The sequence below is a fragment of the candidate division WOR-3 bacterium genome (genome assembly GCA_039801085.1).
Lineage (GTDB): Bacteria > Hydrothermota > Tepidihabitantia > Tepidihabitantales > Tepidihabitantaceae > JAOABP01.
Map to the genome: position 1 here is coordinate 121,944 of JBDRTY010000002.1, position 26,415 is coordinate 148,358.

21 protein-coding genes and 1 CRISPR repeat array (1 of these 22 cut by a window edge) are annotated in these 26,415 nt (G+C 56.1%); of the genes, 12 read left to right on the forward strand and 9 right to left on the reverse strand.

Annotated elements, in window-relative coordinates; all coding sequences use genetic code 11:
- A CRISPR array of direct repeats spans positions 1 to 1,096; the repeat unit is 37 nt; unit sequence GTTATGACACCACTTCCAGCAAAACAAGGATTGAAAC (it extends 987 nt beyond the left edge of the window).
- Positions 1,097 to 1,399: 303 nt separating this feature from the next.
- Positions 1,400 to 1,528, forward strand: coding sequence for a hypothetical protein (locus ABIK48_04860; protein MEO0021486.1), 129 nt, complete (start codon positions 1,400 to 1,402; stop codon positions 1,526 to 1,528).
- A 53-nt stretch (positions 1,529 to 1,581) separates the two neighbouring features.
- On the opposite strand, the gene ABIK48_04865 is transcribed toward ABIK48_04860, so the two are convergent.
- Both ABIK48_04865 and ABIK48_04870 read right to left on the reverse strand, forming a co-directional pair.
- Positions 1,582 to 2,250, reverse strand: coding sequence for a nucleotidyl transferase AbiEii/AbiGii toxin family protein (locus tag ABIK48_04865; GenBank protein ID MEO0021487.1), 669 nt, complete (start codon positions 2,248 to 2,250; stop codon positions 1,582 to 1,584).
- Complete coding sequence (locus ABIK48_04870; protein ID MEO0021488.1) at positions 2,238 to 2,834, reverse strand: type IV toxin-antitoxin system AbiEi family antitoxin domain-containing protein; 597 nt, start codon at positions 2,832 to 2,834, stop codon at positions 2,238 to 2,240. Before ABIK48_04870 ends, ABIK48_04865 begins: the two co-directional genes overlap by 13 nt.
- Positions 2,835 to 3,267: 433 nt before the next feature.
- Between ABIK48_04870 and ABIK48_04875 the strand changes: the two genes are divergently transcribed.
- Complete coding sequence (locus ABIK48_04875; protein ID MEO0021489.1) at positions 3,268 to 3,885, forward strand: hypothetical protein; 618 nt, start codon at positions 3,268 to 3,270, stop codon at positions 3,883 to 3,885.
- A 163-nt stretch (positions 3,886 to 4,048) separates the two neighbouring features.
- Here the strand turns inward: ABIK48_04875 and ABIK48_04880 are convergent, their stop codons facing one another.
- The 4 genes from ABIK48_04880 to ABIK48_04895 all read right to left on the reverse strand — a co-directional run bounded on the left by ABIK48_04880 (position 4,049) and on the right by ABIK48_04895 (position 7,094).
- Positions 4,049 to 4,960: a hypothetical protein gene (locus tag ABIK48_04880; GenBank protein MEO0021490.1), complete on the reverse strand. Its 912-nt coding sequence runs from the start codon at positions 4,958 to 4,960 to the stop codon at positions 4,049 to 4,051.
- A gap of 57 nt (positions 4,961 to 5,017) precedes the next feature.
- Positions 5,018 to 6,331, reverse strand: a complete 1,314-nt coding sequence (locus ABIK48_04885) for an exopolysaccharide biosynthesis polyprenyl glycosylphosphotransferase (GenBank protein MEO0021491.1) — start codon at positions 6,329 to 6,331, stop codon at positions 5,018 to 5,020.
- 233 nt (positions 6,332 to 6,564) lie between these two features.
- The gene (locus ABIK48_04890; GenBank protein MEO0021492.1) at positions 6,565 to 6,861 is read right to left on the reverse strand and encodes an HU family DNA-binding protein; all 297 of its coding nucleotides are present in this window, start codon (positions 6,859 to 6,861) and stop codon (positions 6,565 to 6,567) included.
- Positions 6,862 to 6,872: 11 nt separating this feature from the next.
- Entirely contained in the window at positions 6,873 to 7,094 is a 222-nt protein-coding gene (locus ABIK48_04895; protein ID MEO0021493.1) for a zinc ribbon domain-containing protein, read from the reverse strand.
- 89 nt (positions 7,095 to 7,183) lie between these two features.
- On the opposite strand from ABIK48_04895, the gene ABIK48_04900 reads away from it, so the two are divergent.
- Genes ABIK48_04900 through ABIK48_04915 form a run of 4 tightly spaced genes read left to right on the forward strand, consistent with a single transcriptional unit; the run spans position 7,184 to position 11,014 of the window.
- Positions 7,184 to 8,266, forward strand: a complete 1,083-nt coding sequence (locus ABIK48_04900) for a glucose-1-phosphate thymidylyltransferase (GenBank protein MEO0021494.1) — start codon at positions 7,184 to 7,186, stop codon at positions 8,264 to 8,266.
- Positions 8,263 to 8,754 carry a dTDP-4-dehydrorhamnose 3,5-epimerase family protein gene (locus ABIK48_04905; protein ID MEO0021495.1) on the forward strand — a complete coding sequence of 164 codons (492 nt, stop codon included), beginning with the start codon at positions 8,263 to 8,265 and terminating at the stop codon, positions 8,752 to 8,754. Before ABIK48_04900 ends, ABIK48_04905 begins: the two co-directional genes overlap by 4 nt.
- 12 nt (positions 8,755 to 8,766) lie before the next feature.
- Positions 8,767 to 9,759: a dTDP-glucose 4,6-dehydratase gene (rfbB, locus tag ABIK48_04910; GenBank protein ID MEO0021496.1), complete on the forward strand. Its 993-nt coding sequence runs from the start codon at positions 8,767 to 8,769 to the stop codon at positions 9,757 to 9,759.
- 1 nt (position 9,760) lies between these two features.
- A complete protein-coding gene (locus tag ABIK48_04915) occupies positions 9,761 to 11,014 on the forward strand; it encodes an ATP-binding protein (GenBank protein ID MEO0021497.1) in 1,254 nt (417 codons plus the stop codon).
- Here the strand turns inward: ABIK48_04915 and ABIK48_04920 are convergent.
- Together ABIK48_04920 and chrA are read right to left on the reverse strand one after the other, a co-directional pair.
- Positions 11,011 to 14,808, reverse strand: a complete 3,798-nt coding sequence (locus tag ABIK48_04920; GenBank protein ID MEO0021498.1) for a C25 family cysteine peptidase — start codon at positions 14,806 to 14,808, stop codon at positions 11,011 to 11,013. The genes ABIK48_04915 and ABIK48_04920 overlap by 4 nt on opposite strands.
- Before the next feature lie 31 nt (positions 14,809 to 14,839).
- On the reverse strand, positions 14,840 to 15,979 hold the full coding sequence (chrA, locus tag ABIK48_04925; protein ID MEO0021499.1) for a chromate efflux transporter: 1,140 nt from the start codon (positions 15,977 to 15,979) through the stop codon (positions 14,840 to 14,842).
- Positions 15,980 to 16,079: 100 nt separating this feature from the next.
- On the opposite strand from chrA, the gene ABIK48_04930 reads away from it, so the two are divergent.
- Positions 16,080 to 17,069 carry an aspartate-semialdehyde dehydrogenase gene (locus tag ABIK48_04930; GenBank protein MEO0021500.1) on the forward strand — a complete coding sequence of 330 codons (990 nt, stop codon included), beginning with the start codon at positions 16,080 to 16,082 and terminating at the stop codon, positions 17,067 to 17,069.
- Positions 17,070 to 17,080: 11 nt separating this feature from the next.
- Here the strand turns inward: ABIK48_04930 and ABIK48_04935 are convergent, their stop codons facing one another.
- Entirely contained in the window at positions 17,081 to 18,439 is a 1,359-nt protein-coding gene (locus ABIK48_04935) for a metallophosphoesterase (protein ID MEO0021501.1), read from the reverse strand.
- Between the two features lie 162 nt (positions 18,440 to 18,601).
- On the opposite strand from ABIK48_04935, the gene ABIK48_04940 reads away from it, so the two are divergent.
- From ABIK48_04940 to ABIK48_04960, 5 genes are all read left to right on the forward strand, one after another.
- Positions 18,602 to 20,497, forward strand: a complete 1,896-nt coding sequence (locus ABIK48_04940; GenBank protein ID MEO0021502.1) for a M1 family metallopeptidase — start codon at positions 18,602 to 18,604, stop codon at positions 20,495 to 20,497.
- A gap of 126 nt (positions 20,498 to 20,623) precedes the next feature.
- Positions 20,624 to 21,967: a peptidylprolyl isomerase gene (locus tag ABIK48_04945; protein ID MEO0021503.1), complete on the forward strand. Its 1,344-nt coding sequence runs from the start codon at positions 20,624 to 20,626 to the stop codon at positions 21,965 to 21,967.
- A complete protein-coding gene (locus ABIK48_04950) occupies positions 21,967 to 22,806 on the forward strand; it encodes a peptidyl-prolyl cis-trans isomerase (protein ID MEO0021504.1) in 840 nt (279 codons plus the stop codon). The genes ABIK48_04945 and ABIK48_04950 overlap by 1 nt, the downstream gene beginning before the upstream one ends.
- A gap of 32 nt (positions 22,807 to 22,838) precedes the next feature.
- Positions 22,839 to 24,131 carry a peptidylprolyl isomerase gene (locus tag ABIK48_04955; GenBank protein ID MEO0021505.1) on the forward strand — a complete coding sequence of 431 codons (1,293 nt, stop codon included), beginning with the start codon at positions 22,839 to 22,841 and terminating at the stop codon, positions 24,129 to 24,131.
- A 28-nt stretch (positions 24,132 to 24,159) separates the two neighbouring features.
- Positions 24,160 to 26,292, forward strand: coding sequence for a PQQ-binding-like beta-propeller repeat protein (locus ABIK48_04960; GenBank protein MEO0021506.1), 2,133 nt, complete (start codon positions 24,160 to 24,162; stop codon positions 26,290 to 26,292).
- Positions 26,293 to 26,415: the final 123 nt, after the last annotated feature.

Consider the following 26,415-nt stretch of genomic DNA (forward strand, 5'->3'; position numbering starts at 1 on the left):
TACTGAAAACCGCCGGGCTGGATGTCGGAATCGGACGGTTATGACACCACTTCCAGCAAAACAAGGATTGAAACTTCAGTTCAAGTTTGTCGCCCAGTGCCAGCCGATAAGTTATGACACCACTTCCAGCAAAACAAGGATTGAAACCCTAATGAAGAAAAAATGAATACTCAAATTGTCAAGGTTATGACACCACTTCCAGCAAAACAAGGATTGAAACTTGGATGAATCGGGCGGTTTTGAAGTCCGGATATTGTGTTATGACACCACTTCCAGCAAAACAAGGATTGAAACTTTACAAATATAGAATCGGTGTAACAAGATATGATAGTTATGACACCACTTCCAGCAAAACAAGGATTGAAACTAATTATAACATTTTACCCCCAAATGTTAGATACGAGGTTATGACACCACTTCCAGCAAAACAAGGATTGAAACACAAACTTTTGCCGGTTGTCAAGTCCTATGCGGGTAGTTATGACACCACTTCCAGCAAAACAAGGATTGAAACAAAATTTCAAAATTGCTCTGGTGTCATAGTCAAGGGTTATGACACCACTTCCAGCAAAACAAGGATTGAAACATTTTGATACCGACGGTTCGTTGATTGACGCCATGTTATGACACCACTTCCAGCAAAACAAGGATTGAAACTCCCGGGTCGGCACCGGCAGAACATAGGACATGCCGTTATGACACCACTTCCAGCAAAACAAGGATTGAAACGGCGGCTGTATTTCCAGAACATACCTCACCTCACCAGGTTATGACACCACTTCCAGCAAAACAAGGATTGAAACTTGAGAGACACAACCCCTTTGTCGTGCGTAAAAATGTTATGACACCACTTCCAGCAAAACAAGGATTGAAACGAAAACCCACATCATCGGTGTCATCGGTGTCATCGGGTTATGACACCACTTCCAGCAAAACAAGGATTGAAACATCAGTCCGGTCAAACAGTAGGGTTGTCAGACCTTGGGTTATGACACCACTTCCAGCAAAACAAGGATTGAAACTGATGAGAATTTGAATCTATTGGGTGTGGAATATGCGGTTATGACACCACTTCCAGCAAAACAAGGATTGAAACCAGCCCGTCTTCCGTGCGCCGTTTTCCGTTGTTCGTTTTTGTGATGTCCGCCTGAGGCAGTTGCGGGCGGTGGTTCGGAGGTGTTCTGATTTCTGCCGGAGGGCATTCTGTTGAGATAAGGGTTCCTCGACTGCGCTCGGAATGACCGGTGGGGAAAAGGGATTCCTCGACTCCGCTTCGCTCCGCTCGGAATGACCGAAGGGAAGGTCATTTCGACCAGAGCCCGAAGGGCGGAGCGGAGAAATCGCTTTCCCTTTTTGCGGATTAAGAGGGATTCCTCGACTCGCCTTCGGCTCGCTCGGAATGACAGAAAAAGAAAAGAAGACGCTCGGAATGACAGAAGGGAGGGGCGCGGAAGGACGGGAAAAGTGGCGTCCGGATGACAGGAAAAAGACTAACGGAATGGCGGAAGGGGAGGTTGTGCCGGGTTGAACTGAAGGGGTCCGGCTGGAGCGGGCGACCGCTCAGTTCTAGGGGTGGTGCGTTTAACCGGCCTGAAGCTTTGCCACAATCGCCTGACGGAGGGTTTTGAAGTTTTCCCGGTTGTAGTATTGACGGAGGTCCTGAGGTAGAAGTGAGCCGAGTTTGACCCGGTAGTCGCGTGCGGGCAGTTGTTCAATACCCCGGAGGAGGCGGTTCAGGGTTGCGGACGCATCCGGCAGGGGCACACCGCGCCGGAGCAGAAACTCAATGTCATAAACATCCCGGATTTCATGCCGTTCCAGAAATGCGGTAATTTTGGCGTCCATCAGTTCCGGCAGCCGGGGCACCCGGACCAGGACCTGCGTGGTGGCAAAGCGGCTGTAGGCGATTGCCAGCTCGGTGCCAACCCTTTTCGGCTGTTTGCGGATTTCAATCTTGAGCCGGCGCGGATATGCGGGCGACCTGATTTCGAAAAGGAGGGTGTGGAATTTGTTCTGGGCATCGGTCAGGGTGTAGAACTGTCCCAGATAATCCCGCAGGCGGTCAAACAGGCGGGCATAGGGCTGGCGCCTGAGCACCCAGAAGTCCAGGTCCACTGAGAAGCGCTCCAGTCCGTAGCAGAGACGGAGCATCGTGCCGCCGGTGAAGATGAGGGACGGAAGCAGGCGTAGGCTGTTGAGCCGGTCCAGGAGTTCAATTTCAAACCTTTCCTGCTGGATCAGCTCCTGCATAGGCGGTTGATGAGCTGACGGGTTTTGAGCGGATAGTTCCGGCTGAGGCGGTGCAGCAACTGCCAGTTGATCCTTCCGGTTTCCAGGGCGCTGAGGTCAAGCCGGTATCTGCCGAGGGAATGGAGGTAGAGGGCATCAAGGAGCGCCTTTTCCGGGGTGGCGATGAAGATGCCGTTCTGCCGGACAAATCCGGAGAAGTAGCCGGGTGCCAGGCGGTAGTAGACAAAGCTGACGCCCCGGATTTCATACCGGGCGGTTCTTTTCCGGACCGCACTTTCAAACCAGTCGCGCTGGAGTTGAGTGGTGAGCTGATAGAAGCTGAGCGCGGTCTGGAATGATATGTAGGAGGGAACCTGGAGGAAATTGGCAATCCGGAACCGTTCTTCGGTGGAGAGCCGTTCCCAGTTATGACTCAGGGTGTAGATACCCCGTTTCAGACGCAGGAATATCCCCTGCCGGCAGTAGCGGGTGGCAAGGACCCGGGCCGATGCGGGGTTGACTCCGGTAAGCTGACGCAGGTCCTCAATCGTGAAGAAGGGCTGACGGCTGAGCCGGACAAGGAGGGGTTCTGGTGCTTCAGGCATAGACAGTTAACAATTTTGTTAATTATATGTATCTGGAAGCCGGTGTCAATAGATGATATAAAGAGGGATTCCTCGACTGCGCTCGGAATGACCGGTGGGAAAAAGGGATTCCTCGACTCCGCTTCGCTCCGCTCGGAATGACAGAAGAGAAGGTCATTTCGACCAGAGCCCGAAGGGCGGAGCGGAGAAATCGCTTTCCCTTTTAGCGGATTAAGAGGGATTCCTCGACTGCGCTTCGCTCCGCTCGGAATGACCGGTAAGGGACGGAGTGGAGAGATCGGTTGAAGGGATTCCTCGGCTCCGCTGACGCTCCGCTCGGAATGACAGCATAACAGGGTGCGGTCAGGCTGGAATGGGCGGGTTTTGCAACTGGCATCAAACAAAAGGGGGCAAAAATGTCATAATATAGTGCAGGTATATTAAAGGAGGTATAATGGCAGAGCGGAGTGGAACCGGTAAATACCGGGTATTGAACCGGCTGTATGAGCCCGGGATTGAGCGGATTTACCCCTATACTAAAGCGGGGTTTGCAGTTGTGGGTGCAGCCAAGGACCGGACCCCGGCAGATGAGTTTTTTCTGTTGGAGCGGATGAAGTGGCAGGTTTTCAGGCTGGGTTTGCGCCATATTGAGCTGGACGGGGTGTGGGTGAATGAGTATAAGGCACCTTGTGAAGCGGTGCATGAGCCGGTGCTGTTTGTGCCCTGTCCCGGTGAGGAGTGGGGTTCGTGGGAGCGGTTCCGGGAAATAATGGCAGAGACTGCCGGGGATTTCAGACAGCAGGGTATAGTGATAAGTGATGGAAATTCAATGCAGTTGCTGTGGGTTGAGGAGGGAATTGAGGGCGAAATTGAGGACAGAATTCAGGAGCTGGGCGTCTTTGAACCGGAGCGGCTGGGTTCAGCCTATGCCCGGGTTTCGAGGCTGCGGGAGTTGGGCGGAATTTTCACTTTTGCCGGGGTGCGGGTGCCGGGATCGGCGATGGAGGCGCTGGCGCTGCAGAAGAGCGGTAATCTGGTGGCTGAGGGCAGGGTTTTCTTCAGGGTCCGTTAGGCTGTTGCCGGTTTTCTGCCCATTTTATTAATTAGAGCCCTGGTGGAAGGATTTTTTTAACATCCTGAAGTCAGTTGTTTTTTAAGTTGCATTTTTGCAAATAGTTATGATTTAGGACCCCTCGTCGTGCCGGTCCGGGGGCAGTTCCCCCGAGGGTGGGGTTTCAGGTGCCGAGCAGTTTTTCCACCCAGGCGGTGTTGATGACCACTTCCTGGTTGTAGAGGATTGCGGCAACCCGGACTCCGTTGAGCTGTTCAAGGAGGTCGATCCGGTTGAGGAGGTCGGGGATGCCCCAGATATCAGCCTCAAGGCTCAGGTATCTGCCCGAGAGCGGTCTGCCGGACATCACCAGTTGAAAGCCGTTTTCTGCGGTGAGCCGGGCAATCTCTTCAGGCCGGTGCCCGGTTTGCAGGAGGAAGTGGAAATGGCCGAAGTTTTCCGCTTTTGACCAGTCAATTGCGGGCTGGATGCGGAAGATTCCGGAGCGGTTTTCTTCGGTCCAGAGGAGCCGGTCCAGTTTTGCCCGGACCCAGTTTTCACTCTGGCCGAAGTGGGCGGAGATGGTCTGGGCATCCGCATCCGGGTTCTGCATCAAGAAGCGGATGAACGCCTTTTCCTCGCCGGAGAGGGGCAGGGAGACCGGATAGGAGTATTCCCGGATTTTGAAAACCTCCAGTTCCCGGAGTCCGGGAAGGTTCTGGATGAAGCGGGTCTCGTTTTCCAAATCCCGGGAGAAGAAGAGCAGGGCGAGGTTGGGTCCGATGTTTGCCGGGAAGCAGGCGTTGAACAGGATTTCGCTGACAAAGGGGAGCCGGCTGGTGAGCTGATGGGCGGTTTCATACGGGGCTTGGGCTCTGCCGAGCAGGGCAGCCCATGCCCAGTTGCCACCGGCAAGGGGCGGGACAACCAGGGTGAGGTGGAGGGCGCGGAGGAGTCCGGTTTCACTGAGCCGGGCGAGCCGGGCGCGGTAGGTCTGGATGGTGAAGCCGGCATTGCTGAGGTCCGGATGGTCAAACAGGTAGTGCCGGGTTTCGGCAAGGCGCAGGGCAATCAGGTCAGGCGGTTCCAAAATCATGGTTTTTTGCAGGATAATTATTTACCCGCGGGCAGGAGAAGTCAAGCGGTTCCGGTTTCAGTAGGCACCTTTGCGGGCAAGCACCGCCGGGATGGTTCTGAGGATGATGAGCAGGTCGCCCCAGAGGGTCCATTCGCGGACATAGCGGGTGTCCAGTTTCACCCGTTCTTCGTAGGTGGTGTCGGTTCTGCCCGAGACCTGCCAGAGACCGGTCAGGCCCGGCGGGACGCGGAAGAGGAGCAGGGAGTAGTCCTGATAGTACTGGATCTCCTTTTCCACGATCGGCCTGGGCCCGACGAGCGACATCTCGCCGGCAAGGACATTGAGGAGCTGGGGCAGTTCATCGAGCGAGGTGCGGCGCAGAATTCTGCCGATTGAGGTGACCCGGGGGTCGTTTTTGAGTTTGAAGGTCTTTTCAAATTCTGCCCGTTTCTCCGGATCGCTGGCGAGGATCTGTTCGAGCCGGCGGTCGGCATCAACAAACATGGTGCGGAATTTGAGGACTGCAAACGGGCGCATGTTTCTGCCGAGCCGGCGATGGCGGTAGAAGACCGGACCCGGACTGGTGAGCTTGATCAGCAGGGCGATGAGGAGCATGAGCGGGGCAAGCACCAGCAGGGCGGTTGCGGAGATGAAGATGTCGATCAGGCGTTTGAGCCGCCGGGCGATGCCTTCGTGGGCAAAAGGTCCGAGCAGACGGGGATGGGGTCCGAGCAGGTAGGCGGACATCCGGAAGGCACGGATGCCGATGAAGTCGATGAAGTAGCGGGGGGCAAGGGTGGAAACCAGCTGTTCGGTGCGCAGGTCGGTGGTGTCAACCACGATCAGCTGAAAGCGGCTGACCCTGCCCACCGGTTCGGCGTTCTCGTGGAGCCATTCCGGCAGGGCGTCAATCGGGATGGTTTCGGCACAGTCCAGACCCCACCAGCGGAGGAGTTCCCTTTTGTCCTGGTTGAAGTCGGTGACGAGCAGAACCGGCTGGGGAAACAGCCGGCGGATCAGAATCCCAACAAGCGGGGCAATGAAGGTGAGGTAGGTCCAGAAGGCGAGCCAGAAGGCGATGGTAAGCTCTTCGCACCAGGACCAGAGGTGGTGGACGATACCGTAGGCAACGAAGGTAAGGGCGAATGCCGCCTGAGTGCGGGTGGTCAGACCGTAGTTGATCCGGGTGGCAGATTCAAACTCGCCGACCAGATAGGAGGCAAGGGTGAGCAGAATCCAGACCATGACCACGGTGGTGGCGCCGGTGGAGCTCGGCGAGAAGACCAGGCGCAGGGTGGCGATAATGAGCAGGAGAAACAGCAGTTCCAGGGCAACAACCACCGCGCTGTTCGGCGTCGATTCGGGTGCGGCTTTCCCGCTGGAATTCATGGTGCAGTTTTCAGTTTATTGAGCGGACAGGTCAAGTCAATGCCCGACCTTTTTCAATAAGGGTTTTCAGCCGGGTCCGGAGCCGGACAGAAAACAGTTTCAGCGCGGATCAGCGCCCGGAATTACCGGATTTTCTTCTTGTGGCGCAGTGCCTTGCGTCTTTTCTTGAACTTGTGCCGTTTGACCTTGCGCAGTTTCCGTTTTCTGCCACAGGGCATTATTTCCGCTCCTTTTTATTGCTGAACCTGGCCCAGACTGGCTTTAAGCAGGCGCGAAGCCTTGAATACCGGCACCCGGCGCGGGGGCACGGTGACCGGTGCCTTGGTCTTGGGGTTGCGGGCGAGCTTGGGTTTACGCACCTTGGTTGCCAGCACGCCGAACCCGCGAATTTCCACCCGGTTGCCCTCCTGGAGTGCCCGGCAGAGTTCATCGATGAACAGCTGGACAATCCGGGCAACATCCCGCTTGGTAACTGCGGGTGCCATCTGTCGGGCAATGGTTTCAACCAGATCCGCCTTTTTAATTGTCATAATTTTCCTCCTTAACCGCAGGAGCTGCAGTTGTGACTGGAACAGTGGCTGCAGCTCGAGCCGGTGGTTTTAACCTTTTTCTCTGCTCCAGAGACACCGAACACCGAGAAACAGCGGTTGAGTTTGTGACTGCCGCATTTGGGACAGACGAGGTTCTTCTCATCGCGCGCGCTCAGAATCAGCTCCTCAAACTGATGACCACAGGAGCAGCAGATAAATTCTCTGATCGGCATAACTAATTATAGTATTTTGACTTGGGAATGTCAAGCAGGTGCGGATCAGGGCGGTTTCAGGAGTTTTGCTTGACAGTCATTGACAGCGGGTGGATAATAAAGATATGCTGATGCGGGCGCTGGTGCTGTGCGGTGGCAGGGGGACAAGGCTCAGGCCCCTGACCTGGACGATTCCCAAACAGCTGGTGCCGGTGGCAAACCGGCCGATTCTTTCCTATGTGCTTGAGCATCTGATGGTTGCCGGGCTGGAGGAGGTCGGGATTGTGGTTTCCCCTGAGACCGGGGCGCAGATTCAGGAGTTTGTCGGTGATGGCCGGCGCTGGAACTTCCGGGTGACCTATATCCGCCAGGATGAACCGCTCGGCCTGGCACATGCGGTAAAGGTGAGCCGGGATTTTCTGGGGGAGGCGCCGTTTGTGATGTATCTGGGCGACAATCTGCTTCAGGACGGGCTTGCACCCGGGCTGACACTTTTTTCGTCCGGCGGTGCGGATGCGGTGATCATGCTCAAGGAGGTCAGCGACCCGCGGCGGTTCGGAGTGGCAGAGCTGAAGAACGGAACGGTGGTCCGGCTGGTGGAGAAGCCGGCAGAGCCGCCATCCAGCCTGGCGCTGGTCGGAGTTTATATCTTCTCCCCGGTGATTCATCAGGTGATTGAACAGCTTAAGTTTTCCGCCCGCGGGGAGCTGGAGATCACCGAGGCGATTCAGGGGCTGATTGAGCAGGGCAGGAGGGTACTGCCGATTGTGCTGGCGGGCTGGTGGCTGGATACTGGCAAGAAGGATGACCTGCTGGCGGCGAACCGGCAGGTGCTGGCGAGTCTGGGCCAGGAGGAGATTTCAGGCACGGTTGCCAACTGCCGGATTACCGGTCCGGTGCGGATTGAGGCGGGCGCCCGGCTGAGCAACTGCGAGCTCTCGGGTCCGGTGGTCATCGGCGCAGGGTGCAGGATTGATCACTCCCGGATCGGTCCTTTTGTTTCGGTCGGTGCCGGATGTGAGATTTCCGGTTCCGAGATTGAGCATTCGGTGATTCTGGAACGGTGTGTGATCTCCGGCGTGCGGAGGATGAGCGAGAGCCTGCTGGGCAGGGAGGTGCGGGTCCGAGCCAGTGGTCAGTCCGGTGCCAGTCCGAAACTGCTCCTTTCCGATTCCAGCGAGGTGGAGCTGTGAGACCCCGGTTTCAGGAGCTGGAGATTTCAGGGGTGTGGCTGGCACCGCTGGTGGTGCATTCCGACCGCCGGGGCTGGCTCGCAGAGGTTTTCCGGCAGGACTGGTTTGACGGCGGTGCGGGTCCGGTGCATCAGCCGGTGATGGGTTATGTTTCCGAAACCCTGCCGGGCGTGGTGCGCGGACCCCATGAGCACCGGTATCAGACCGACCTTTTTGTCTTTGCCGGTCCGTCCGATTTTCTGGTGGTGCTCTGGGACAACCGTGCGGGCTCGGTCACTGCCGGCAGGCGGATTGAGCTGAAGCTGGGCGAAGGCAGTCCGGGGATACTGCTGGTGCCGCCCGGAGTGGTGCACGGATATAAGAATATCGGAAATGTTGCGGGCAGGGTGCTGAATTTTCCGGACCGGCTTTACCGCGGTGCAGGCGGCGGTGAGGAGGTGGATGAGGTTCGCTATGAGGGCTGTTCGGACAGTCCGTTCCGGATCTGAAAGGAGAAAGGGATGAAGATTCTGGTAACCGGCGGGTGTGGATTTATCGGGTCCAATTTTATCCGCTATGTTCTCAAAGCCCATCCGGACTGGGAGGTGGTGAACCTGGATGCGCTGACCTATGCAGGTAATCCGGCAAATCTGGCGGAGGTGGCGGGTGAACTGCGTTACAAGTTCATTCACGGCCGGATTGAGGAGCCGCAGACGGTGCATACCGCAGTCCGGGGCTGCAGTGCGGTCATTAATTTTGCCGCTGAAACCCATGTTGACCGCTCAATTGTTGAGCCGGCGGTTTTTATCCGGACCAATATCGTTGGCACACAGGTGCTTGTGGATGTCTGCCGGGAAAAGCGGTTGAGCCGGTTTATCCAGATTTCGACGGATGAGGTTTACGGTTCACTGGGCGCTGAGGGACGCTGGACCGAGGAGTCACCGCTTCAGCCCCGTTCCCCCTATTCCGCCTCCAAGGCAGCAGCGGATCTTCTGGTGCTGGCAGCATTCCGCACCTGGGGTGTGCCGGTCAACATCGTCCGGCCCTCAAACAACTACGGACCCTATCAGTATCCGGAGAAGCTGATTCCGCTGGCAATAACCAATCTGCTTGAGGGCAAAAAGGTGCCGGTCTACGGCCAGGGGGAGAATGTGCGGGACTGGATCTATGTTGAGGACACGGTGCGGGCGATTGAGCTGGTGCTGCTGCGGGGAGTGCCGGGTGAGGTTTACAATGTGGGGGCGGGTGCGGAGCGGAGAAACATTGATGTGGTGCGCCGGATTGCGGCACTGCTGGGCAAGGGTGAGGAGGAGATTGAGTTTGTGCCCGACCGGCCCGGCCATGACTTCCGGTATGCGCTGGATACAAACAAGATCCGGCAGCTGGGCTGGGAGCCGAAGGTTGATTTTGAGACCGGGCTGATGCAGACGGTGCGCTGGTATCAGGAGCGGACGAGCTGGTGGAAGGCGCTGAAGCTGAAGCTGGTGCGGGAATCAAAGGGGTTCTGGAGTTGATATGGTGACGGCAGATGATTTTACCGCCAGGGTCCTGGAATCCGGTATTGAGGCGGTGGACCCGATTGAGGTTGAACGCTTGCGCCGGATTGTCAGCGCCCGGATTCAGGAGTGTGCCCAGAGCCCGGAGGAACTGCTGACCCGTATCGGGGCGATTGGTCCGGAGGGGAAACTGACCGTTGCCGGACTGCTGCTCTGCGGCCGGGAGGAGGAGTTGCACCGGCTGGTGCCGGGTCATGGTGTGATCTTCCTGCAGATGAAGAATGATGTGGAATACGAGCGCCGGGTTGAGTCCGGAAAGCCGCTGCTGGCGCTGATTGATGAGCTGTGGCAGGCGATCGAGCCGCACAACCGAATTTACACCTTGAAGATCGGGCTGTTCCACTTTGAAATTCCCGACTATCCGGTTGAGGTCTGCCGGGAGGCACTGCTGAACGCATTTACCCATCGTGATTATTCAATCCTGAGTCCGGTCTATGTCCGGCTGTATCCGGACCGGCTGGAAATTTCATCGCCGGGCGGGTTTGTGTCCGATGTGTCCTCAGAAAATATCGTGGGCCATGAGCCGATCAGCCGCAACCCGCTCTTGGCACAGATTCTGCAGCGGATCGGGCTGGTGGAACGGGCGGGGATGGGGGTAAAGCGGATGTTTCAGGTTCTTTTGTCCTACGGGAAGGAACCGCCCAATTATGAGGCGGGCGCAGACTTCGTGCGGGTGACCATCCGTTCTGACCGTGCTGAGGGCAGGCTGGATGAGACCTTTGCCCGGTTTGTCGTCCGCTGTCAGCAGGAGGGCAGGGAGCTGAGACTGCCGGACCTGCTGATTCTGAACTGGCTGAAGCGGAACCGGGAGGTGGATGCCTCGGAGGCGCGCCGGATTATCTGCCGGTCCGAGCGGGAGGCGTATGAGGTGCTGAATTCAATGGTCAACCGCGGGCTGCTGGAGCAGTTCGGGGAGAAGAAGGGCCGGGTTTACCGGCTGTCCAAGATGGTATATGCCCAGCTGCGCCGTTCGCTGAGTTATCTGCCGTTTCACCGGGCAGAGCTGGCTTATGCGGAGACCGCAATTCTGAACTATCTGCAGGAACTGCCGGGCCGGGCTGAGGAGCGGTTCGTCACCAATGAGATTGTCCGGACTTTGCTGCGGGTTTCACCCCATCAGGCGGGCTATGTGCTTGCCGGACTGGTGAAGAAGGGACGGCTGGTGCTGAGGGGCAGGGGCAGAGCGGCAAGGTATTATCCGGCGGAAGGTTAGTTGCGGACGATGAATTTGTCCCGATAGGTGGTGGAGCGGATCTGGAGCGTGGCACCGGAGAGGTCACCAGCCCGGGCGTCAATCTTGTAGAGATAGATGCCGTTGGCAAGCGGACTGCCATCGCGGTCCAGCCCGTCCCATTCAATCTGGTTGTAGCCGAAGGGGCATTCGACCGGACCGAGAATGCGCACCAGTCTGCCGGCGATGGTGTAAATTTTAACTGTTACGGTCGCAGGCCGGGAGAGGATGAAGGTGAAGTATGCCCGGCGCGCAACCGGATTGGGGTAGACAAGACAGGAGTCGAGCCGGAGCTCTTCCCTAAGATCGGTTTTCAGAAAATAGACCGCGGTGCGGGTGTTCAGGCAGTTGTCGGTGGCGGTCAGGACAAGCGAGTCCAGCGGCTGGTCCAGTTCAACCGGCAGGGAGAAGGTGCCGGAGTTGCCCCGCTGATCGTCGTAGCGGAACAGGTCGGCAAGTTCCACCCGGCGGGTGCGGTCGTTGATAAACAGACTGAGGCTTTTTTCCAGATTCGGAATTAAAAGGAGCCCTGCCGGGTCGGTGAGTCTGCCGCTGAGGCGGAAGCGGCGCGGCACCCGGGTCGTGTCACCAGGACGGAGCAGGTTATTGTCGGCAGAGAGCAAAATCTCGGGTGGCTGGGAATCGGCAATCTGGACCGGGTCCGGGCTCAGGTAGAGGGAGTCGGAGATCAGCGCCCTGAGGATTGTGTCGTTCCAGACCAGACCGGTGAGCCGGCAGGTGTTGCGCAGCCGGGCGTACCAGCCGTTGTCCACAACCACCGTGTCCGGAAAATCAAGCCGGGGGACGATAAATGTGCCGGTAATTGAATCCCGGAATCTTCCGGTCAGCCGGAAGACTTCCCCAGCGGGCAGATCATAGCTGGCGCTGCCAACCGTTGAACGGTAGAAACGGTGGCGCCAGGCTTCGGTGGCGCGGAGAGCAAACCATCCGCTCATTTCCGATGCTGTGGACCAGCTGACCACAGCACCGGGGTTCAGGGTTTCCGGATTAACCGCAATGGTGCCGGTGGCAGCGGGCAGGTGGATGCGCAGGGTCGGGTCGCCGAAGAGGATATAGAGGTTGTAGGTGAGCCAGGCAGGATAGAAGGCGGCGCCGATGGGCTGAGCCGGATTTTCCAGCAGTTTGGAGAAAAAGATCCGGGCAAAGCCCTCATTACCGCCGGAGTAGGTCGCCTTTGATGCACCCATCGTGGCGATACAGCCTTCACCACTGCGCACCAGCTCTTCCGCAATTGATTCGTAGCGGGTGTCTTCAAATCTGCCGACTCCGCAGGAGCCGAAGAAGGCGACCGGCAGACGGGTGGCGTTGCGGACCCGGGGGACATCGTCAATATGAAACACCCGCTCGTGTGCCAGCTGGAAGCCGGCACCATGACCGAAATAGCACCAGAGGAGTGTGCCCTGATTGAGCAGGCGGATGAGTTCAGTACCGGCACGGGGTTTGGAATTGGGACCTTCAAGTTTGTATTCCGTGAGGTAAAGTTTTTCGATGTCCAGCCGTTCGCCGATGAGGGCGGCAATGTTCTCACAGTTATAGAGATGTGCGAATGATTCGGGTTTGCTGACATCACCGAGAAATTCATCATCCGCCAGCAGGAGGAAGCGCCGGGTCCAGAGATCAGGCTGCTGGGTCTCATACCGGCGGAGCTTTTCCAGAAACTGGCGGACCTGCTGCGGGGTGCGGGCGGTGAAACGGGCGAGGATCATGTCCGGGCCCGACCCTTCGCCGTCAAAGTCGGCATACCAGGCATCAAGCGCCCGGACATATTCGTTGTAAACTTCGTAATCAAGGTCAAAGCCGATCTCATAGGCGGGCACACCGGGCGGCGGGTTGAGTTTGAGATTGTCTTTGTAGTCATAGGTGGCATCGCCGAGGAGCAGTCCGTAGGCGGGGCGCTTTGCCCGCAGGAATGCCTTGATTGCCCCCGGCTCCTCCATACCGAAGGCGTAGTCATCGTAAATCTGGCTGAGGGCAACCGCCCGTGCCCGGCCGTTGGCAATGCCGGGTATTTTCCCGCTGCGGTAATCCGCCAGGAGCCGGGCAGGAGCCAGAAACTGGTCCGGAGCAATGATGTAGTAGTCAGCGGTTTCTTCCGGAAGACGGAGGTTGCCAGGGTTGCGCCGCTGGAGTTGAGGTGCGCGGAAGGCAGTGGCGCGGGCGGCAAAGATGCGGTTGATGGAAGCGGTGAGGAGCAGGGAAGCGGTGTTACCGGTGATGCCGGTGAAGCACCGGGGTTGCCAGGGGTCAGTGATGTCAAGGATCATGGTTGCCGGATCGACGCCGGCGACACTGAGCTGGACCGGGGCGGTGGTGTAAAATGTGAGTTCCGGATTCTGGGCGCTGAGTTCCAGCCGGGTGAGGTAATCGACTTCAATGTAGTCAAGATAGACATCGCCCGCACTGAGCAGTTCCACCGTCAGGGTGTCAATGGTCCGGCTGGAGGCGGCGGCAGGACCGGGCAGACTTTCAAACACAAAGGTATTGGGCGGACAGCCGCGGCTCTGGGCAATGATCGCCACGGTATCCAGCAGTTCCCCGTTAAGACGGATGAGCGCCCGATATGCGGTCGGCTGTTCACTCTTGCCATAAAAGCGGACGGCAAGACTTTTAATGGTGTCGCGCCCGGGAAGGATGAGCTGACAGTGATAGGGTTCGCCGGCGGTTGTATAGCGCTCCCAGAGCCAGAGCAGACCGCCCCGTGCCGGACAGAGCAGGTCCTGTTCCAGCCGGACCCGGGTGCGGGCACGATTCACCGGTGCTTCCGCTCCGACCGCAATTGCCTCCATTCTTCTGCCGTTATCACCACCCCAGGTGAGCCAGAAGGTCTGGTAGCGGGTATAGTAATTTTCCCTCCAGCGGGTCAGCGAGTCGTTCCACCATGACGGCGACTGGGCATAGAAGATGATATGGTCCTGCGGGTCAAATCTGCCATCGGTTTCACCCGGCACCAGTATCGGGAGTTCAATCATGGTGTCCGGATATGGTCCGTTAAGCGGATGGGGTCCGAGGGTGAAGAGGTGAATGGTGCGGGGGTCAATGGTTGCGGGCTCGATGCCGGCATTTCTGAGCTGGGTGTAGGTCAGGCGGTAGATGCCGGTGGTTTCGGTCCGGACCTGGTACCACTGACTGAAACGGGTAAAGAAGTTTATTGAGTCAGGGGCAAGCGGGAGTTTCCAGTTTATCGCCTGAGAGCCGTTAATCATAGTGGTGCTCAGAAGAGAATCGAGCGGATCCGGAGCATAATTATCCTTCGGCGGTTCGGTGAAGTTGATGATTACACGCAGCCGGGCAGTGCGGAGTTTTTTCCGAATGGGGTTGAAGCGGAGCGGGTTGAGGCGGAGCCGGGCGACGCGGATGTTGCGAATGGTTTCCACCGTCTCAATTTCTGCCCAGTTTTCAGGAAAGAACCGGTCCTGAGTGAAGACCGCAGAGGTCGCTGTCTGCTTTTCACTGAGTGCGGGGGCGGGCGGAACGGTGACATCGGAAAATTCCTGCAGGTTTTCAATCTCGGTGCTGAGCCGGATCGCCCCGGTTTGAGGACAGCCGAGCAGAATTCTCAACCCGGGCAGATCAGGTTCACCGGGTTTTACGACAGGAACGGTTCCGGGGACGGTTACCGCATTGCGGTCTGGTGCGATGAACACCGACTCGGGATTGAATTCAAGCACAAGGTGGCGGGCGTCGGATTCGATCAGCCGCAGATTCGTGTTACCGGCGAGTGTTAAAAAAAAGACAAACAAAAGGGATGCGGTCATCGATGAATTTTAGACTATTATCCGGGATAAATCAAGAGGAAATCAGGCCCAGCAGCGCCCCGCCGATAATCAGCCAGACCGGCTGCAGAACTGAGAAGCGGAGCAGGAGCAGAAGCGTGAGCAGGGCGGTTGTCACAGAGATTAATCCGGTAAAGGAACTGCGGGCGATAAAAACGGTTGAGGCAAAGAGCATGCCGACAATTGCCGGCAGAACCCCGGCAAGAAATGAGCGGATCAGCGAATTGTTTCTGATTTTATCGTAACCTTTAATCAGACCGAAGAGCATCAGGGCGGAAGGGAGAAATGTGCCCAGCGTTGCAATCAGGGCGCCCGGAATTCCAAGGACGCGGTAGCCGATGAAGGTTGCCATGAGTGCAACCGGGCCCGGTGTCATCTGCCCCATTGCCACCGCATCAATGAACTCGCGGGCAGTGAGCCAGCCGCGCAGTTCTACCACCTCGTGCTGGAGAAAGGGAATGGCAGCAAAGCCGCCGCCGAAGATGACCGTGCCCATCTTGAAGAATACCAGTGCCAGTTCCCCTGCCTGACGGAAAAGTTGGGGCAGCGCCGGGCGTGTCTGACTGCCGGTGATCAGATACGGCAGGGGCAGTAGGAGCAGGGTCCGGGACGAATGAGCCGGCTTTCCCGAAATGAAAATAGCCAAAAGACCGCAGCCGAGGACCACCAGGAGAATGTCGCCGCCGAAGAGCAGGGCGACCGCTGAGATCAGGGCAAGCAGTGCTGACCGCCAGCTGCGGATATTGGTGCGTCCGATTGTCCATGTTGCCCAGGCGAGGATCCCGGCAACTACCGGCTGAATCCCGGTAAATGCCTTCTGAACGATTGGCAGACTGCCATAACGGTAATAGGCAATACCCAGAAGCAGAATGAGCACAAACCCCGGGAGAAGCAGACCGACGGTGCTGACCACCATGCCCGGAATGCCGGCAAGACGATAGCCGATGTATTCTGCATAATTGGAGACAAACGGACCGGGCAGCATCTGCCCCATTGCTACCGCAGTTGCCAGCTCCGTATCATCAAGCCAGCGCCGTTTTTCTACAACCTCCTGGCGGATCAGCGCCAGCATCCCGGCACCGCCGCCGAAACCGAACGCGCCGATTTTGAGGAATACCAGCGCCAGCTGGCGCAGTGGGACTGCAGGGCGCACCGGTTATTTTAGATTCTGGCACTGATGAAGTCAAAACACTCGGATGGCGGGACTGGGTTCAGAATTGACAAAAGGAGGCAGGGAATTTATTGTAATATTAATGAAGAAGATCGGCATTGCGGGTGCTACCGGTCTGGTAGGCGAAACCCTGCTCCGGCTGCTCGAGGCTTCCGATTACGAAATTACCGATCTGCGCCTTTTTGCCTCAAAGCGCAGTGCCGGGAGCATAATCCGGTTCCGCGACCGGGAGATTGAGGTCAGGGAGGTCACGGCTGAGGAGTTTGAAGGTCTTGAGATTGCCTTTTTCTGCCTGGAGAATGAACTTGCCCGGGAGTTCGTGCCGGAAGTAGCAAGATTCTGTCCGGTGATTGATAAATCAAGCGAGTTCCGGCTTGTGCCGGATGTGCCGCTGGTTGTGCCGGAGGTGAATCCGGAGGCGTTAAAGGGACATAAGAATATCATTGCGAACCCGAACTGCACCACGATTCCACTGGTGGTGGTGTTGTATCCTCTGCATCAGCAGTTCGGATTGAAGGAGGTTTTTCTTGCTACATACCAGTCGGTTTCCGGGGCAGGCCGGGCAGCACTGGAGCAGTTTTTCTATGAGACCGAGTTTGTTGCCCTGAGGCAGAACCCGGATACTGGCGGGAGTCCGTTTGTCTGTCAGATTGCCGACAATGTTATTCCCGCAATCGGCAGTATTGATGAGCAAGGAGTGAGCAGTGAGGAGAAGAAGACCGTGCTCGAGAGCAGAAAGATTCTGGGTCTGCCGGAATTGAAAGTCAATTCAACCTGCGTGCGGGTACCGGTTGCGGTCGGGCATTCTTTGGCGGTAACCTGCAGGTTTGAGCGCCGGGTTGATCCGGCAGAGGCAAGGGATGTTCTGAACAAAGCCCCTGGCCTCGTGCTGAAGGCGGACAGCGAGCTGGCGACACCGGTGCAGTGCAGAAACAAAAATGATGTGTATGTCAGCCGGGTGCGGCAGGGTGCAACCGAATATGATCTAAGTCTCTGGATCTGCACGGACAATCTGCGCAAGGGGGCAGCGACCAATGCCCTGCAGATTGCCGAGCAGTTGCTGGATAAGTAACCAGGAACGGATCAGAAGACCGTCAGACGCCGGTATCGGGTGTGAGCGGGCGTTTTCAATATCAGGAAATAACAGCCCGGGCCGGGAGCATGCCAGGTAATGGTGTTGAGCCCGGAAGGGGTTGAGGGGTGGTTAAATTCCGCTCTTTTTCGGCCGAGGAGATCATAAATTGAAATTACCGCCGGCGTGACTGATAAAAGGTTCATTCTGATAACGCCGGTACCGGGACTGGACACCTGCAATTCCGGTCGAAAGTAATTTTCACGATCAGCGCCGTTAACGCCCTGAGGCTGGAAAATAAGAGTAGTGTCGAATTCGGTGCCATCAGCTCTGATACCATAAGTAATTACAGTATCACCATTGACATCGACAAGCATGAATTGATACACTGCCTCCCGGTAGACCGTCCAGGGTGCCGGTTCATACCAGCGGGTGTGGAGCGGTGCGCCGCCACCGCCGGTGGTAAAATAGTGGATACCATTTATCAGTGAATGCTCGTAGGCGTGGATATGACCGGAAAATATCGCGGTTACCTGAAACTGCTCAAACAGCGGGCACAGGTAACGCTGAACCTCTTCATTGCCGGGATGGGCCTGATTGGTGGTATAAGGAGGTTCGTGCAGAATGACAAATTTATGCCGGACAGTGGTGTCATGCTGAGCACTCTGAAGAGTCTGTATCAGCCATTCATATTGAGCACTCCCGGGCTGGATTTCCGAATAGTTGTCAAGCATGATGAAGATGCAGATACCATAACGGAAGGAGTAGTAGCGTTCGTTACCGGGCAGAACGAAGAAACGGAAGTAGTTGTCGATGTTACGGATGTCATGATTTCCCAAGACCGGAAAGAGGCAGGTCTGGCAAAGGAGGCCCGCAGTAATATTGAAGAAAATCTGATAGCAGGAGTCAGAACCGTTTTCGGTCAGATCACCGGTGTTCACAAGGATCGCGGGCAACGGATTAAGGGTGAGCATGCGGTTCACTACTGCCTGGTGCGCGGTGCTGTCGGTGCGCGAGTCGCCATAGACCAAGAGGCGGAGCGCATGCCGGCTGATCGACAGGGTGCGGAATCTGCAGACCGGCGATGTGTCAGTCGGAGTGACTATCCGGTAATAGTAAACTGTGTCCGAGAGAAGTTGAGAAAGATGAACCAGGTGCAGACCAACAGTGCTTGTGTCATATTTGGTAAACTCAAGTTGAGGGGTAAGTCCGTAGTCAATGCGTCCCGGTGTTGGCGCCAGCTGTTCCCAGCAGATGACGACGGAAGAATCGGTAAGACTCTGGATGTAAGGAGATTTCAGAAAACGGGCCAAAACTGACGACTGTAACAGGGTATACAAAGCAACTGCAACCACCATTTTCATGTTCATCCTAATATTTTAACCAGTCATTGAGAGGGGGCAAGGATGTGCTTTCAAACAGGTGCATTTGCAATCCGGCTCTAATTTGAGTATAGTTTGAAAAACAGGAGATAAAAAATGTGGCTGTTACTGATGACTTTACTTGTTCCAGCACAGTCTGAGCCTGTGTTTTTGCACCCGGTTCCCCGGCAGGCACTCATCCCGACACCTCTTGGCTCCCACTCATTTGATGTGCGACATTACCGGCTGGATATTGAGCTGACGATGAGCGATGCGGGTTACCGCTGTCACGAGCAGGTGGAAATAAAGAGTAATGTCAGCCTGCTGGACAGTTTTACGCTGGATTTTGCCGGGCTGGTATGTGATTCAGTAAAACATCAGGGGTTGGCGGTGCAGTTTGATACCGCACCCGGTGTGTTGCGCATCTGGCTTTCCCAGCCGCTCCCCCGGGGAGAGTCAACAGTGGTTGACATATTCTTTCACCGGGAGCCAACCGCTCCCCAGATCGGATTTTTCTTTGCCCAGCCGCCAACCGTGCTCCATGCCCATGCGATGACCTGCGGCTGTCCGCGGGATAATCATTACTGGTTTGCCTGCTGGGACTGGCCGGCGGATAAGGCGGAGCAGGGCTGTGCGATTAACCTTATCCTTCCGGATACATTTCAGGGGTGTGCGAACGGAATGCTGGATTCGGTAACGGTCGTGCCGGGCGGTAAAAGGGTCTGGTGGTGGCGCCATCCCTATCCGATTGCAACCTATCTGATGACATTTTCAGCATCAAGGTTTGCCCGGTGGGATACGGTTGTTACTACCCTGAATGGCGATACCGTGCCGCTGGTTTATTTCATGTGGCCCAGGGATTCGGCTGCGACCCGGACCGGCTACCGGTTCGTGCCCGATATGATGCGTTACTTCTCCGCACCAGACCGGTTTGGGGCATATCCGTTTGAGCGTTTCGGGCTCGTCCCGGGTTATTACGGGTTTCCTTGGGGCGGAATGGAGCATCAGACGCAGGTGATGCTCCATCCGAGTTACATCGGCGGCGGGGGCGAGGCGATCATCTGTCATGAGCTGTCCCATATGTGGTGGGGTGATATGGTGACCCATCAGGAATATGCGGATGTGTGGCTGAATGAGGGGTTTGCTTCCTGGGCGGAATGCCTTTACATGGGACACCTGAATGGCAGAAGCTATTTCCAGAATTACATTGCCGGCAAGGCGCGGCAGTATTTTACTCAGCATCGAAGCCGGGATTTCCCGATCTATAATCCGCCCTGGAGTGAGATTTACAATTACGGAATAATTTACTGCAAGGGCTCCTGGGTATTGAGGATGTTACAGTTTGTCTGCGGAGACACCGCATGGGAACAGCCGGGGGTTTTCTTCCGGGCATTGCGGTCCTACGCCGATTCATTCCGTTACGGGACAGCGACGACTGAAATTTTCCGGCGGATAGTAGAACGGGAGACCGGCAGGGACCTGAGGCAGTTTTTTGATGAGTGGGTTTATGATCGGGGGTATCCGAAGTTTCGACTCTTCTGGAGCAAGGAGCGGTCCGGGGATTCATGGGATGTGGCAGTGAGAGTTGTTCAACAGAATGATACTAATTCCCGGCAGGTGTTTGTAATTCCGTTTCCCCTGCAGGTTAATTGCCTCGGGGAAAGTATCAGGGTGCAGGCGGATGTTCAGGATTCGGTTTACACCGCGCGATTCAGGATGTTACGGGAGCCGGTCGGGATTACACCGGACCCAGATAACTGGATTCTTGACAGCTGCTATGTGAGTCAGGTTGGGGTTGAAGAGTTGGCGGGAGAAGTAAAGATTAATCAGGGGATGGTCAGGATAATTAACAATCCGAGCCGAAAAGGGATACGGCTGGAATGTTACGGAGGGGCACCAGATATTATTGAGCTATTTGACTGTGGGGGGAGGCGCATTGGCACCTTCAGCCGGGAACAGAATGAGCGGATGCGAACGGTATGGCTGGCGGTTCCGAACGGTGTTTACTATGTCCGAACGGTTTTTTGTAAGCAGGTGGAGCGGTTGAAAGTTGTTGTGCTGAACTGAGCGAACGCGGGTGCGGGATTGACTTTGCAACCGGAAAGAATAATGTTATTCAAGAGTGAGGAATGTATCCTTATCCGGGTTTGTTCCGAGGCCGACTTGGGAAGGCAGGGTTAAGGGTTTGGGAGGATGAAAAGATTTAGATCAGTGATGATCATGGGAATACGGAGTGCAATGATACTGGCATTCGTGATGCAGTTTTGTGTCTGCCGGGGCGGTAAGAATCCGGCAGTTGCATCAGTTAATGATGTACCGATCAGCGTTGAGCAGCTGATGGCGGTAATTCCCAAATCGTATGAGCCCGGAAACGAATCAGCTGCGGTCTATCAGGCGCTGGAGGGGTTGATAGATAACGAGTTGATGGTTCAGGAGGCGGAGCGGTTGGGGCTAGATTCGATAGTTGCCTTCCCGCTGGAACTGGAGAAGAAGGGGCTGGTGATTTATGAGCTGTTTGCGGATATTGAGGAGAAGACCAGACCGGTTACTGAACAGGAACTCCGGCGGGTTTATGATCTGCTGAGATATGAGGTGCGCTGCCGGGTAATTGCGGTCCGGAGTCCGGATACCGCCGAGAAGATTTATCAGGAGTTGACTGCCGGCGCCAGTTTTGAGTCGCTGGCGGTCAAATACTCAATTCACCCGAGTCGGGGACGCGGCGGCGATCTGGGATATATCCAGGAGTATTTCATTGAGGAGCCGTTGCGCAGTGCAGTCCTGGGGTTAAAGACCGGGGAGTGGACCAGACCGGTATTTTTTGATTCGAGTTATCAGATTGTTCAGCTTTTGGACCGCCGGCCGGTTGCGCCGCCTCCGCCTCCTTTTAATGAATCGAAGCAGCAGCTGGCAGAGCAGATAAAGATATCCCGGCGCCGGCAGGCGGCAAACGAGTATGTTCAGCGATTGCGACAGCGGCTGATATATAATCCGGCAGGACTGCGGATTTTTCACAAGCCGGTTGATTCGATTACCGAAGCCGAGCAGGAGATCTGGGTGGCGGTGCGGGATTCGAGCAAGTATGTGAAGGTGGGAAGATTGCTTCATATTGCCCGGCAGTTCCCTCCCGGTCTGGATACTGCGGTGCGGACCTATGCGATTAAAAGGGCAATTGAGGATGATCTGATGTTCGAGGATGGATTAAATCGCGGTCTGGATCGTGCGCCCCGAGTAGCGGACCAGTTGAACCGGCTGCGCCGGAAGCTGCTATACGAATCACTTTACAGCCGGGTGATTACCAGCAGAATTACCGTCAGTGATGAAGAGGTGCGGCAGTTTTATGAAGCCCACCGGGACCGGTATCCGGGAGAGCTGGATGCGGTGGCGCCACTGATTCGGAATAATCTCTTTCTGGAGCGGCAGGAACGCCGGTGGCAGGAGTATCGGCAGGAGTTGCGTTCCCGGAGCCGGATAAAGCTCGACGAAAAGAAAATAAAGGCGGTGATTCACCGCCTGAAATCAGAAAAGGAGAAAAAATAATGAAGATCTCGGGTAAATACCTGCTGGCAGGAGTTTTTATCTTTACGCTGGGGTGCAATCAGGCACCGGCAGGGCTGGAACAGCCCAAGGGCAAGGTTGTGGGAACGGTTAACAACGATCGGCTGACTGTGCCTCAGGTCGACTACGCGGCGGAACAGTTGCGCGCCGAGGTAAATCAGCAGAACCTGCCGAAAATTCTCGATCGGATGGTCACCGTGTCACTTTTAGCGCAGGAGGCGGTGCGGCGCGGGATGCTGAAGGATGAGAAGGTGCTCTCCGGACTTGCCTGGATGGAGAGGATGTATCTGGCATCAGAACTGGCAGGGCAGATTGCCGAGAGTGCCGAGCCGGCTCCCGGCGAAGTACTGGAATACTTTCAACAGCACAAGAGTGAATTCGGAACCGGGTTGAAGATGCAGCTGATGGTACTGCCGGATTCGAGCTACGCAGAGCAGACCCTTGCGGAGTTGAAAGCAGGCGCTGATTTCTTACGGCTGGCACGGGAAAGATCGATGGACACCTCGGTTATCAATGTGCCGGGGTATCCGACCAGAGGTGTAGCGTTATCGCTGGGCTGGAGTCTGGCCGATGAGGAAATGATTTTCAGTCTGAAGCCGGGGGAAATTTCGCCCGTCCTGACGACCCAGATGGGTTATCAGATTGTCAAGGTGGTGGAGAAAAAGACATTGAACGAAAACCCTGCCCTGAACGAGATGATTCAGATGTATATTTCCGAAGGGCTCAAGGAACAGCGGCGGCGGCAGGTCCTTGACAGTCTGTTAACCAGCCTGCGTTCGCGGGCGAAGGTGGTACTTAAGCCGGAGGAGTACCGTCGTTAGTCGGGAAATGTGTTAGACAGCAGGACGGTGCCATGAAGCGAAAGGCTGCCAGCAGGTATGGGATAGCGGGCTGGCTATTTGTCGCGCTCGTCGGACTAGCAGCAGGAGGAACGGCGGACCGGATCGCTGCGGTTGTCGGTGACAGACCGATTCTGGAGAGTGAAGTTCAGGAGCTGACAGTTTACTTCCGTCTGATGACCGGCGACACCATTGCTCCAGATTCATCCGTGCGGGCAGAGGCACTGAACCGGCTGATTGATGAGGCATTGCTTTCGCAGCAGGCACAGCGGGAGTCGATTGAGGTCAGTCGTGAGGAGCTGCTGCAGACGGTTAACGAGCAGTTGAACGCAATCAAAGAGCGCTTTGAGAGTGAGGCGGATTATCAGGCGGCGCTGGAGGCGGAGGGGGTGACCGAGCGCCGGCTGAAGGAACGGATTACCGATGAGGTCCGGCGCAATCTGCTTTCCAGACGTCTCCTGGAGAAGGCCGGACTTATCCAGATTTACATTTCCCCGACTGAAGTGGAACGATTTTACAACGAGCACCGGGATTCGATTGCCCGGGTTCCCGGCAGGGTGAAGCTGGCGCATATCCTGATTATGATCAAGCCCTCAGATTCAGTTGAGAGTGCTGTTCGCACGCGTGCCTGGGAGGTACTGGAGCTGCTTGCCCGCGGGGGCGACTTTGCAACCCTTGCCCGTTCTTTCAGCGAGGATGCGGTAACTCGGGACCGGGGTGGAGACTGGGGGTGGCGCAATTTGAGCGAACTGGCGCCGGAGTTTCAGCTGGTGTTAACCCAGTTAAAAGAGGGACAGCTGTCCCCTCCGGTCCGGGGAAGAGCCGGTTACTGGATTTTACAGAAGGAGGCAGTTCGCAGCGGGCAGGTGCGATTTCGGGGGATATTCTTCAAGGTGCCCTTAACACGGGCGGACACGGTTCGTGCCCGCAGGAGAGCCAATACAGTTCGCAGTTACGCATTGAGCGGAGTACCATTTGATTCATTGGCACGGATTTATTCTGATGATCCGGAAACATCAAAGGAGGGCGGGTATCTGGGTGAGTTTTTTCTTGAAGGTTTGATGCCACCGTTCGACCGGGTTCTGGCGCAGCTAAATACCGGTGATATCAGCGAGCCGGTTCTTTCTGAGCACGGATTTCACATTATCAGGGTAATTGAGAAGCAGCCGGAGCGACTGCTCACGCTCGGAGAAATGCAGGATGAAATCCGGAACTATCTGTACCAGCAGGAGTTCAGCCGCCGGCTGAGAAGTTACCTTGACCGTATCCGGCGGGAAATTTTTGTGGAGATTAAAAGAGATGAATAAATCTCAGTAAGCGAGAAAAGGAGGTAATATGGTAAAAAAACTGGGAGTAATTATCATACTGGCTGGAATGATTATCGCCGGCGCCGGCTGCCGGAACAAACCGCCATCAATTCCCGCAAAGCCGGCGGGCCCGGTGGTTCTCAGTCCCGGGGATAGTGGAGTTTATCGCAGTGTGGCAACCGACCCGAATAAGGATCGGGTATTGTACATCTGGGACTGGGCAGACGGCAGCGCCGACACCACGGGGTTGAAACGGTCAGGTGATACCGTTTTTGTCAGCCACAGCTGGAGCAGTGAAGGGATTTATGCGGTACGGGTGCGGGCAAAGGATGAAAAAGGCGATTTCAGTCCGGAGTGGTCAGATACGCTGCAGGTGGAGGTAAGGTTCGGGGCAAACCGGGCTCCGGTTGTCGGGGCACCGGTGGGACCGGATTCAGGCTGGGTTGGTGAGTGGCAGGTATTCAGGGCGGTTGCGGTTGATCCGGACGGAGATTCAGTGAAGATCAAATTTCTCTGGGATGAGGGGCAGACCGGACTGGTGAGCCCGCTGGTTGGTTCAGGTGATACGGTGGTTGATTCGGTGAGATATTTTTACCGCGGTTTCAAAAATATCCGGTGTGTTGCATGGGACCAAGAGGGGCTGATGTCCGATACTTCACCGGTAAAGCAGTTTTATGCAATGCAGGAGAACACCGCCCCCTATCTGCCGGTGGTCAGGGGCCCGGCACGGGGAGTGGCGAATGGTCCCTATTACCGGTTCTATGCCAGCGCAGCGGACCCGCAGGGTGACAAGGTGCGCTACCGGTTTATCTTCAGCGACGGCACGGTTTCCAGCTGGACGCCACTGGGACCGAGCGGTCACTGGGGAATGGATTCAATCCGTTTCAGCCAGCCGGGAACCTATTATGTCCGGGCGGTGGCACAGGATTCACTGGGGCTGGATTCCGATACTTCGGCGCCCAAGGTTTTTGAGGTGGTAAATGAGGGGAATGTTCTCTGGCAGGTGATGATTGATGAATTTGTTTCCTCCCCCGCCTTGGGCGCGGTCAACACCGGCAGAGAAATGAGACCAGCGGTGATAGTGGGGGGGACCGATGCCCGGATTTTTGCCTTTGACGCCTATCAGGCAGAGACGCTTTTCATCCAGACTGGTGATGGAACCTGGGAGGAGTTCTGTGCATCGCCAGCAGTGGGCACAGACGGCACGGTCTATATCGGAAATGAGAATGGGAAGCTGATGGCATTCAGTGCAAGCGGTAATCTGAAATGGGCTTTTCCCGAGACGCTGGGCAGCGAACCGGTTAACGCCTCAGTAGCACTGGACGGAAATTTCATCTATGTTGCCGGGATCGGAAAGCAGATTTACAAACTTCAGGATAATGGCACGGGATGTTCGGTCGTCTGGAGTTATCCGTTGAGTGAGGAGGTGTATTCTTCGCCGGCGGTGATGCCTGATGGCCGGGTCGTGGTTATTGACGACTCCGGGTATGTGTACTGTCTGACTGCCGATGGGGCGCTGTCGTGGCGCTATTTTGCGGATGCGAGTGTTACTTCCTCACCAGCGGTTGATAATCAGGGTAATATCTATTTCGGGACGGATCAGGGGGACCTGATTGCACTTTCAGCCAGCGGCGGATTTTCGTGGCGTTACCATGTCAGTGATACGATGAACGACATCCTCTCTTCACCGGTAATCGATCAGAGCGGTAATATCTATTTCGGATGTAATAACGGTTATCTTTACAAGGTCAATGCAAGTGGCGGCTTGGAATGGCGCTGTCTCGTGCAGGCGAATGCTTCCCTTACCGGTTCTCCCGCCCTGACTGCGGACGGTCTGGTGTATATTCTCTCACCGGTAGATTCGGTAACTGAGAAACTGGTGGCGGTTAATGCGGGTTCAGGAGTGGTGCAGTGGGAGACGATGCTCTCCCGGACTGTTCTCCGGGGTGGGAGTGTCAAACCACACCCCCGGCGTCTGCTGGTTGATATTTTACCCTCACCAGTGATCGACCGCTACGGGATTATTTACATTACCACCGAAAACGGCGGCATTTATGCCATCGCCGGCAGACCACAGGGAACGCTGATGCCTGGTGACTGGCCGATGTTCCGGCACGATGTGCGTCATACCGGCAAGTTCGGCAGTCAGTGGCGACGCTAAAATCAGGGTGAATCACCGCAGGGGCGTATTCCTTACGCCCCTGCCTTTTTATAAAGGCTTAAATGAGGTGATACTCAAGAGCATATTAATATAATATTTATGAAAGGGTTTGACATTTGGGGT